Here is a 9,660-nt window from a genome sequence, read left to right on the forward strand (position 1 = left end):
CCCCACCCACCCTTTCTTAAGGTGTTTCGGGTACACCCGAAGCCTTGAAAAGAGGCGGAAAACGGAGAGACATCGGGGTGCGCTTTTCCGCGGCGACGACGGCCGAGCGGTTCTTGCCGCAGCGCTTGGCGCTGCGCATGGGGCCCCTGCTTGACCGCATCGATGCGGTGCTGTTCACCGCCGACGAGCGCGGCGAGGCCGGGCGCATGTCGCTGATCGCCTTTGCCATCCGCATCGTCAGCGCGGCCATCGCTTTCATCAGCCAGGTGCTGATGGCGCGCTGGATGGGCTCGTTCGAATACGGCATTTTCGTCCTCGTCTGGGTGACGATGGTCATCGTCGGCAACCTCGCCTGCCTCGGCTTCCACACCTCGGTCATCCGCTTCATCCCCGAATACCGCGAACGCAACATGCTGGCCGAACTCCGCGGCATCGTCGTCGCCAGCCGCCTGTTCGTGCTGATTGCCTCAACCGCGATCGCCGGACTTGGCGCGCTGGGCGTCTGGCTGTGCGCGGACTGGATCGAGAGCTACTATGTCATCCCCTTCATCCTTGGCCTGTTCTGTCTGCCGATGATTGCCATGGGCGACCTGCTGCAAGGCCAGTCGCGGGCCAATTCCTGGGCGCTGTTTGCGCTGTCGCCGACCTATCTGGTGCGGCCGGTGCTGATCCTGGCGCTGATGGCGCTGATGCTGGCGATGGGTTACGCGCCCGACGCCCGGACCGCGATCTTCGCCTCGATCGCCGCCACCTACGCCACCACGCTCGCCCAGCTCATCGGGGTCACCTCGCGTATGGGCAAGAATATCCCGGCCGGGCCGATGAAGGTGCATTTCGGCGAGTGGTTCATCGTTTCGCTGCCGATCTTCCTGGTCGAAAGCTTCTTCTTCCTGCTCACCAATGCCGATGTGCTGATGGTCGGCGCCTATCTCCAGCCCAACGACGTCGCCGTCTATTTCGCCACTGTCAAGACGCTGGCGCTGGTGCATTTCGTCTATTTCTCGGTCAAGGCCGGTGTTGCCCAGCGCTATGCGCAGTTCACCCATGGCGAACCGGAAAAGCTCGCCGCCTTTGCCCGCGAGACCGTGTCGTGGACGTTCTGGCCGTCGCTGCTGATGGCGCTGCTGGTGCTGGCGCTGGGCGAGCCGATGCTGGTGCTGTTCGGCCCCGAATTCACCGCCGGCTATCCGCTGCTGTTCCTGCTGGTGTTCGGCGTCGTGGCGCGCGCCGCCGTCGGCCCTTGCGAAAGCCTTTTGACGATGAGCGGCAACCAGAACATCTGCGCCGCCGTCTATGCCATGACGCTGGCCTTCAACATCGGCCTCAACATCGTGCTGATCCCGCTCTTCGGCCTGTGGGGCGCTGCGATCGCCACCAGCCTTGCCATGGTCTTCGAGGCGAGCGCTCTGTCCTTCACCGTGTGGCGCAAGCTTGGTATCGTCATGCTGATCTTCGTTCCCGCAGCCAAGGGAGCCGCCTGATGGCCGCCATCCCACTGATCGAGGAAACCAGCGGCGGTCCGGCCGGCGCCATGGTGTCGGGCCTTGCCGGTCTGGCGCGCGACACCGATCCGGCGCATCTCGAGGTCCTCGCCAACAACCGGCCGTTGCGCAAGCTGGCGATCTATCCGGCCTCGGCCGGTTTCGACCTGGTCGAGGAACTCGACTATCTCTGCGTCCGCACGATCGAGCCCAACGTCTTCTTCAACCCGCGCTTCCTGGCGCCGGCCATGCCCCGGCTGGAGGATCGCGAGGTCAAGCTGGCGGTGATCCGCGACGGCGACGAGTATCGCAACCGGCTGCGCCTGCTGGTGCCGTTCTCGGTCGAGCGGCCGGCCGTGCCGCTCGGCGTTCCGGTGATGCGTGCCTGGTCGAGCCCGTTCGGCCCGATCGGCACGCCGCTGGTCGACCGCGACGATCCCATCGGCGTCATCGAGGATTTTTTCGGTATGCTGTCGCGGCCGCATCTGAAGTTGCCGAAGGTCTTCGTGCTGCCCGACATGAGGCTCGACGGCCCGGTGGCCAGCGTGCTTGCCACCGTTGCCGAGACGCGCGGCCTGACAATGGTTACCACCGGCAAGGCGGACCGGCCGGTGCTCGAAAGTGCGCTCGACGGCGAGGCCTATCTGAAGGCATCGCTGCGCGCGCACCACTATCGCGAATTCCGCCGCCTGAAGCGGCGCCTGGGCGATCTCGGCCGGCTGGAACATGTCATGGCGCGCGGTCCCGACGAGATCCGCCACGCCATCGAAAATTTTCTGACGCTGGAAGCCGCCGGCTGGAAGGGCCGCGAGCGCACGGCCATGGCCATCGACCGCTACCGCGCCGCCTTCGCCCGCGAGGCCGTGCACCGGCTGGCCGAACACGATATGTGCCGCATCCATTCGCTGACGCTGGACGGCCGCACCATCGCCTGCCTGGTTGTCTTCGTCGAGGCCGGCGTCGCCTATACCTGGAAGACCGCCTATGACGAGACGCTGGCGACCTATTCGCCGGGCACGCTGTTGATGATCGAGGTGACCAACCAGCATCTCGATGACCCGAACGTCATGATGACCGATTCCTGCGCCGTGCCCGACCATCCGGTAATGAGCCGGCTGTGGAGCGAGCGCAAACCGATGGGCTCGCTGGTGATCGGGCTGACGCCGGATGCCGACCGCCTCGCCCGCCAGGCCGCCTCGCAGTTGCACCTCTACCGCGAGACCCGCAACATGGCCCGCCTCTTGCGCAACCGCATGAAGAGTTTGCTGGGGCGGCGCTGAGCCAGCCAAGGCGCAATGCCGGGAGAACTGCATACTTCCGCTGCAGGACTTGGACAATAGATGGAGGCAACCGGAACTTTACTTCGTATAGCCAAAAAATGAGCGAAAATATCAGCCCCTTGTGCGTAAAAATCGATATTTCTTGCATAAATTTTCAGTGAATACCACCAAAAACTTGCTCGCAATCTTGTTGCTGATCCGCAATACTTCAGTGATTCGGTAGCGATGAGAGGAAGATGTCGCTCAATCATGAGGCCAACAGCGCCCGGCACATCAGTGCAGAGGACGGCGCCGTTGTCCGAAAAAGCGACGCTGACCCGTTCGAAGAACTGATCCGAAGCATTCGAGCCAGCACGCATCAGCCTTCGCCTCTCCCCGAAGACAAGCCGGCGACCAGATTGCCCCAGCAGGATATGCCGGCTGCTTCCCCTGGCTCGGTCCAGACAGTCTCGACTCAGACCAGGCGCGTGTCCTCCTCCTTGCCCAACCATCAGTCGCCCAACCATCAGTCGATTGAGCGTACCGGCGACGACCTGGCGGCCCATTTGAAAAGCGTTGCGGAAGGGCTGGAATCGTCGCGTCGTGCATGGTCCCACGTGCAGGACCATTTTTCCAGGCTCGATGCGCAAAAGCGCCATGCCGATGCTCTCGATACCGAAAAGTGGGAATTGCAGGAGGAGGTGGCCAGGCTCGAACATTTGCACGATCAGGCGTCGAAAGAGCTGGAGCGAAAATCACGCGAGCTATCGAGCGCGAGCGCAACCATTGGCGACCTGCAGGTTGGACTGAGCAGGACCCGGCAGGCCATGGCGGAGGCCGACAGGCAAACCAGTCAGCGCGAAGCGCGGTTCCTCAAGGCGAATGCCGAGGTCGAGCGTCTGGAACGGACCCTGGCGCAGATATCGGAGCAGCTTCACGACGAGATCATGGCCAGGCAAGCCGCCGAGCAGGCGCGCGAGGAAGTCGCGTCGCGGCTCGCCAGCCTGGAACAGGCCGCCATGCGGCTTCATTCCAAGGCCGCCGACTATCAGCTCCTGAACGAGCAACTGACCGGCAAACTGTCACGGCAGCAGGCGGCGCAGCAGGACCTGCACGCGCGGCTGTCCACGGCCGAACGTGAGCGCAGCGCCCTCTACGATAGCGCCACCGCCGCGCAGGAGCGGGCCGCGGAGTTCGAGGCAGAGTTGCGCGCGCTCCAGCGTCGCGCCACCGCTCTGTCTGTCGATCAAGCCGTGTTCCGCGCACCACCGAACCATTTCGGGGAACGTGGCGGGGAAGCAGCCGAGCATAGGCGCCTGAAAGCAGAGAGCGCGAAGTTACGCGAGGAGCGCGACGCGGCGCGCAAGGAGTGTGCCGCGCTGAAGGTCCAACTCGCCGATCTTCACTTACGCGGCATGACCGACGAGCTCGCGCACGCCCGTTGCCGCGATGAGAACCGCGAGCTTCGCCACCGGCTGGAAACGCTGACGCGCCAGGACCGGCCCGGCGGACTGTCAGCGGATGAGAGCGCCGATCTCGAACGGGCATTCGACGGACTGGACCTGTTGGGAACCGGCGAGCTTAGCGCGGCCAATGACGGCGATCCCGCAGTAACGCGCAAGGCGTCTTGACCGCATTGCCCGCCCGGTCTCACGCCGGCAGCGCGACCAGCGCGTCGATCTCGACCAGCCATTCGGGAAGCCCCAGGCATTCGACACCGAGATAGGTGCTGGCGCACAGTGGCCAGCGATCGCCGAAGACCGCCTTGCCGGCATCGAATATCTCGAGGACCCGACGCTGCGGCTGACCATCGACGAATGGGGCGCGCGCGTCGAATGCGCAATTCCATGCGGGCGGCCGCGTAACCGTGTGGGAGCCTGACGAAAAGGCGCTGGATCAACTGCAAAACCCAAGCTATGGGTCCCCGACGGCAATTTCAGCCGGCCTTCACGACAAGCCATCCAGATGATCAGAACCTTTTTGCGTCACGCCGGTCCCTGTGCGGCCTTCCTGCTGCTTGCGCTGCTGCCTGTCCGGGCCTCGGCCGATAGCTGCCCCGAGGATTGCAGCGAGCCCACGCCTCCCATCAACATCTACAGCCACACCGGCGCCGGCCATCTTGGCCCGGCCACGCTGGGTGCATTGCCGCGCGTCTATGTGCCGAACCGCTCCTCCAACAGCGTCACGGTGATCGACACCATGACGCTCAAGGAAGTCGACAGGTTCTCCGTCGGCAGCAAACCGCAGCACGTGGTGCCGTCGTGGGACCTGAAGACGCTGTGGGTCGCCAACAATGGCACCGGCAAGAACGGCAGCCTGACGCCGGTCGACCCGATGACCGGCAGGCCCGGCCAGCAGATTGCCGTGGACGATCCCTACAATTTGTATTTCATGCCGGATGGCAGCGCGGCCATCGTCGTCGACGAAGCCCTGGAGCGGCTCGATTTCCGCGACCCTCAAACCATGGCGCTGAAGTCGAGCCTGCCGACGCCCAACTGCCCCGGCATCAACCACGCCGATTTCTCGGCCGACGGCGCCTATGCGATCTTCACCTGCGAATACGGCAATGGCGGAGTGACCAAGATCGACCTGAAGAACCAGAAGGTGCTTGGCCATCTCGACTTCTCGAAAATGGGCATGCCGCAGGACATCCGGCTCTCGCCCGACGGCAAGGTCTTCTACGTCGCCGACATGATGAATGACGGTGTCTTCCTGGTCGATGGCGACAGTTTCAAGGAGATCGGCTTTATCCCGACCGGCATCGGCGCCCATGGCTTCGTCGTCAGCCGCGACGGCAAGCGGCTCTATGTCTCGAATCGCGGCTCGCACAAGATGGAGCAGGGCAAGGCAAAAGGTCCGGGCAGCGTGACGGTGATCGACTTCGCCTCTCGCGCGGTCGTCGCGCAATGGCCGATCCCCGGCGGCGGCAGCCCCGACATGGGCAATGTCAGCGCCGACGGCAAACAACTATGGCTGTCCGGCCGCTTCGACAGTGCCGCCTACATGATCGACACGACATCCGGCGTCGTCACCAAATTCCGGGTTGGAGCAGAGCCGCACGGCTTGACGGTCTGGCCGCAGCCAGGGCGCTATTCGCAGGGCCATACGGGGAATATGCGGTAGCGTCGCGCTCGGCGGCTCTGAAACGAGCCGTCAACGGTCCTCCTTCGTCTAACGAGCTTCGAATGGCCCGCCACCCGAAGCTCGAAGAGCGAAGGGTGGTGCCCCCTATAGCCGGGATCGAACCAGCACTCCTTGCGGAACTCGATTTTGAGTGAAGTATGGGCTGACTAACAAATTGATATAAAAGATATTTTTTAGGACTCAACGTTTTGTGTAAGGCCTGTGTAAGAGAGAATCGAGTGAGGCCTGACTCGAATACCTCTGTTCGCTCAGCGGGTTCGTGTCCAGCCCACGTCCCGATGATTTGAGAACGAGAGGAGTACGCTTCCCGCTTAGTCAAGGGAGAACTATACTGCAGCGGAATCACACAGGCGGTAAGAACTCTCATGCCAAAGGACGCGTTCGGAACGAGCGATTTGAGCAAGCTGCTTTTCTCTCACGAAGACGAGATGAGAAAGGCATTGCAGGCTTTTGAATCCCCTCTCAACTCCGTCATGCAGACAGGCAAGTTGAACGTTGATCCCCTTGGGCTGAACCTTACGGGTCCGACCATCGACTTTTTAGCAGGGTCGCGAGGACTTTCGGAACTCGCCTCCGGCTTGGGTTCGGCACGTAGCCTTGCAGTCGAGATGGCGAGCAAAGGCTTCGCCCACCGGTCTATTTTGGATCAGGTGGCCGGAGGAGGTATATTTTCGCCGCTCGCGACCGGCGGGGTAACTGCCGCTGCGATGGGCCTACCAAGCCTGGACATCTACGGGCTGGCTCAGCGATCGGCCATGGGTTTCATGGATCAATTTCGTATCCCCGAAATCGAAGAGGTGTCGCGTCTTTTACGAGGCGTAGTGAATCCGATCGAGCGTCAATACGGACTTGGAGGTGCGGAACTCACACGATCGCTCAGCGCGATGAATCAGCCGTGGCTCAACGTCCACGACACATTGGCGTCCGTAACCGGCATCGCCAAACTGCATGGCATTGGACATCTCATTGCAAGTGAACCTCCCTTCGCTGCAAATCTTGCGAAAGTGCTGCGAGCGGACTTTGGCGATTGGCGTGACCCGATCACCTGGCCAAGTGGTTTAGGCAGCGATCTAGGTGTGCGGGCCGGTTTCTATGTCGATCGAGGGTTCAACCCGCTTCTGACGGAGTTCCCCGATTCTGCCTTTGAAGAAGGGCTGGAATCTTCCGGCTTACAGGAGGACGTACCGGTATTGGTGGCTGCTTACGGCGAGCCAGTACCGCGTTCCGCGAATGACGAAGAGGAGCAATCGTTCGCTCGAAACAACGCGGTGCATGATTGGCTCCAGCGTTTCGAGACGCAAATCCGCCAGTTCATCGACGTGGCAATGACAGCAGCGTTCGGAAACGACTGGCCTCGCCACCGATTGCCGAACGGGCTCTACGAAGAATGGACGAGCAAGAAAGCCAAAGATGCGACCGGGCTCTCCTGGCCGTTGATCTCATATGCCGATTTCACTGACTATGAACGCATCATCTGCAAGCAGGATAACTGGAAGGCTATTTTTGCCCACCATTTCAAACGCCCCGAACTTGTCAGGGAATCTCTCCAACGGATTTATCCATCAAGGCTAGCCGCGATGCACGCTCGCCCACTGATGCCGGAAGACGAATTGTTTGTGTTCGTGGAGATCAAGCGTTTGGTGCGACTGATGCTAACAATCACCTTCCGATAGAAGGGCATCTCTTTCCGATCCTGCCGGAGCTGTGAGCTGGGTGTTCAGCCTTTGGCTGCTGAACCCCTGCTCGCCGGCGAGACCGGGGTTGGGAGAGACAAACGAAATCGTCTTGCGGGTTCGGTTCACGCAAGGGCGAACTCCCGTCGGCCGATCAGGCCGCCCCAACGGAGCCCGTCAGCGAAGCGAACTGGCGTGAGATCGGAAAAATGGTGCCCCTAGCCGGAATCGAACCAGCACTCCTTGCGGAACTCGATTTTGAGAGGCCGGATATGCCTTATCCTAACTCTATCCGGCGGTATCCAATTGTACGGTAACCGATTGTAGACACTAGCTTTTTCGGCTCGTCCAATCATCCATACCTAACCGGATACACGCCACGGTTTGATTTCTGGCTGCACCTATTCTGCACCTGAAATCGACCTCAACGGAGGTTAGGAATGCCCAAAATCAAGCTCACCAAGACGGTCGTCGATGCAGCGACGGCCGATCGGGAACCCTACGAACTTCGCGACACAGTCATACCTGGGTTCCTGCTAAAGGTCACCCCGACGGGGCGCAAGGTATTCATGGTGGCCTACGTCGCCGCCAACGGCCAGCGGCGAAAGCCCGCCATCGGGCGCTTCGGCGAAATCACCGTGGAGCAGGCTAGGACGATCGCCCAAGACTGGCTCGCCGACGTCCGCAAAGGCAACGACCCAAGCGCCGAACGCAGCACCACTCGAAAGGCATCAACCGTCAAGGAACTCTTCGACCGGTTTATCGACGACTATTCGGAAAGCCGAAACAAGCCGTCGACCGTCAAATCCAACCGGGGCTACGGGAAGCTGTATATCGTGCCGCATCTCGGCCAGATGAAGGTGCCCGACGTCACGCGGGCCGACATCGCGAACCTCATGAAGAAGATGTCGAGGACCCCGACAAACGCGAACCGTGTTCTGGCTGCGGTGAGTAAGATGTTCAACATGGCCGAGGTTTGGGGAATGCGGCCCGACGGATCCAACCCGTGCCGCCACATTCCGAAGTTTCCGGAACGGGGAGAGACCCGGCTGATCACCGATACGGAGTTGAAGCGGCTCTACGCCTACCTCGACACAGCCGAGATGGAGGGACTGGAACATCCCTTCATCCTCCTCGCTATCCGGCTCCAGTTCGAATTTGCCGCGCGGATGTCGGAGATCCGGCAACTCGAATGGACTTGGGTTGATCTCGACAACCGTCGCATCGAATGGCCCGACAGCAAGACCGGCGGCATGTCCAAGCCGATGAGTGCGGAGGCGGTCCGGCTGTTCGAGACGGCCCCGCGGTTCGAGGCCTCGCCCTTCGTCTGCCCGTCAATCTTCGATCCAAACCTCCCGATGTCGAAGCACACCTACTATCACGGCTGGAAGCGCATTCTTGAGCGGGCCGGCCTGCCGCACATCGGCACGCACGGCATCCGACACCGCTCGGCAACCGACATCGCCAATTCCGGCGTGCCGGTGAAGGTCGGCATGGCGCTCACCGCGCATAAGACCGTCACCATGTTCATGCGCTACGTCCACACCGAGGATGACCCAATAAGGGCGGCCGCCGAGGCCGTGGCGCAGAGGCGTCTGACCCTGATCGGTGGTGCGCCAGCAGTCCCAGCCCCAACGCTCATTCCCGAGCCAATCGTCGCGCCCCCCACCATCGCCCCCGAGCCCGCTGAAGCGCTAACCCAGGCGGCAGATCAGAGGCCGCTTGGTCTTGTCGACGGCAAATACTCCTCACGCACCAAGCTCGGAAATTACAGGCCGTTCCGCCACCGTAGCGGCCAGAACCGGGCAGTGCCTCCCGGGACCAGGCGCGCAGACGGTGAGCAGGAGTCCTCCGATGTCCAATAAGCCGACACAGCAGCGCTGGCCGGCGCCGGACATCCTCTGTCGCGCGAAATTCGTGGATGATGCAGGATCGATCCTTTGCAAACGCTAAGCGGCTGCGGCTCCATCCTCCCATCTTGATCCAATAAGCATCTGATAAATATGACTATATTATCCATCTTGGTTGTGATTCACAGCGATCCCGCTCGACACCCCACGGTCATTGTGGATCACGACCGGTCACGCTTGGATCTAATTTCCA

General features: G+C 61.6%; 6 protein-coding genes. All 6 read left to right on the forward strand.

All coding sequences use genetic code 11. From position 1 onward, the window contains the following. Positions 1-77 precede the first annotated feature (77 nt). The 6 genes from H0241_RS33575 to H0241_RS33600 all read left to right on the forward strand — a co-directional run bounded on the left by H0241_RS33575 (position 78) and on the right by H0241_RS33600 (position 9,422). Positions 78-1,481, forward strand: coding sequence for a lipopolysaccharide biosynthesis protein (locus H0241_RS33575; RefSeq protein ID WP_181062010.1), 1,404 nt, complete (start codon positions 78-80; stop codon positions 1,479-1,481). Continuing rightward, positions 1,481-2,761 carry a GNAT family N-acetyltransferase gene (locus tag H0241_RS33580; RefSeq protein ID WP_181062011.1) on the forward strand — a complete coding sequence of 427 codons (1,281 nt, stop codon included), beginning with the start codon at positions 1,481-1,483 and terminating at the stop codon, positions 2,759-2,761. The genes H0241_RS33575 and H0241_RS33580 overlap by 1 nt, the downstream gene beginning before the upstream one ends. A gap of 236 nt (positions 2,762-2,997) precedes the next feature. After that, complete coding sequence (locus H0241_RS33585; RefSeq protein WP_181062012.1) at positions 2,998-4,371, forward strand: coiled-coil domain-containing protein; 1,374 nt, start codon at positions 2,998-3,000, stop codon at positions 4,369-4,371. A gap of 334 nt (positions 4,372-4,705) precedes the next feature. Then, complete coding sequence (locus H0241_RS33590; protein WP_181062013.1) at positions 4,706-5,863, forward strand: YVTN family beta-propeller repeat protein; 1,158 nt, start codon at positions 4,706-4,708, stop codon at positions 5,861-5,863. A 416-nt stretch (positions 5,864-6,279) separates the two neighbouring features. Then, a complete protein-coding gene (locus tag H0241_RS33595; protein WP_181062014.1) occupies positions 6,280-7,557 on the forward strand; it encodes a hypothetical protein in 1,278 nt (425 codons plus the stop codon). Positions 7,558-7,997: 440 nt separating this feature from the next. After that, a complete protein-coding gene (locus tag H0241_RS33600) occupies positions 7,998-9,422 on the forward strand; it encodes a tyrosine-type recombinase/integrase (RefSeq protein WP_181062015.1) in 1,425 nt (474 codons plus the stop codon). Positions 9,423-9,660: the final 238 nt, after the last annotated feature.

The organism is Mesorhizobium neociceri, assembly GCF_013520985.1.
In the GTDB taxonomy this organism is placed as follows: domain Bacteria; phylum Pseudomonadota; class Alphaproteobacteria; order Rhizobiales; family Rhizobiaceae; genus Mesorhizobium; species Mesorhizobium neociceri.